This window comes from Pedobacter sp. 01T416_2, from assembly GCF_056398925.1.
On sequence record NZ_JBFTQI010001119.1, the window covers coordinates 1 to 1,346 of the forward strand.

The 1,346-nt window shown below is 37.8% G+C and carries 1 protein-coding gene; it reads left to right on the forward strand.

Going from position 1 to position 1,346, the window contains the following annotated elements; all coding sequences use genetic code 11:
- Nucleotides 1-202: 202 nt before the first annotated feature.
- Nucleotides 203-1,346: MFS transporter (locus tag AC1DPQ_RS27865; protein WP_477611586.1), on the forward strand; the 1,144-nt coding region annotated here is incomplete at its 3' end.

Here is a 1,346-nt window from a genome sequence, read left to right on the forward strand (position 1 = left end):
GATGTGAGATGTGAGATGTGAGATGTGAGATGTGAGATGTGAGATGTGAGATGTGAGATGTGAGATGTGAGATGTGAGATGTGAGATGTGAGATGTGAGAAAAATGCCAATCAAGTTACCAATAAAATATTAGTTTTGTAATGAACTATTTAATCTGTACAATCAAACAATCAATGTAATCTTCCGCGAAGCGAAAAAACAAATGATAACAAAAAACAATAAGAAAACCATCCGTTCGTGGGCATTTTTCGATTGGGCAAACTCTGCCTATAACTTAGTCATCACTTCTACTATTTTTCCAGCTTATTATACCATTATTACCACCACTAAAGAACATGGTGATAAAGTGGATTTCTTTGGCCGGACCTTTGTAAATACCTCGCTTTCCAATTATGCCTTATCGCTTGCTTATTTGATTATGGCTTTTGCTTTGCCAATGCTTTCATCCATTGCGGATAGAAGAGGGAATAAAAAGTCTTTTATGAAATTCTTTACCTATGTAGGTGGGGCGGCCTGCATCGGTTTATATTTCTTTAAGCTAGATACGCTCGAAATGAGTATCATTTTGTTTGCATTAGCAGCAATGGGTTATATCGGCGGGGTATTATTCAGCAACTCTTATTTGCCAGAAATCRCAACCGAAGAACATCAGGATCGTGTGAGTGCACAAGGTTTTTCGTATGGGTACATCGGCTCGGTTTTACTCCAACTGATTTGTTTTCTATTTGTGTTAAAACCGGAATGGTTTGGTATTACTGATGCTTCATTTCCACCAAGGTTATCATTTTTATTGGTTGGCGTGTGGTGGATCGGTTTCTCTCAGATTCCTTTTTCAGCACTTCCGAACGGAACACCTCAGCACGATAAAATAAAAACGAATATCCTTAAAGATGGCTTTAGCGAACTATCGAAAGTTTGGGCGCAGGTTAAACAAATGAGGGTTTTAAAAGGATTTTTAGTTTCTTTCTTTTTCTACTCTATGGGTGTACAAACCATTATGCTTGCTGCTGCTGGTTTCGCTGAAAAAACATTAAAATTAGGAACGGCAAAATTGATTGCAGTGATATTGATCATTCAGCTTGTTGCTATCCCCGGCGCCATGCTCATGTCGTATTTAGCTAAAAAAATAGGGAATATAAATGTGTTAATTATGGTAGTTGTAGTATGGATAGGCTGTTGTGTTTTTGGTTATTACATCACTGGCGAGTATCAATTTTACTCATTGGCCGCAATTGTAGGCTTAATTATGGGCGGAATCCAATCTTTATCGCGCTCTACCTATTCTAAATATTTACCGGTTGATACAAAAGATAGCACTTCATTCTTCAGCTTTTACGATGTAACGG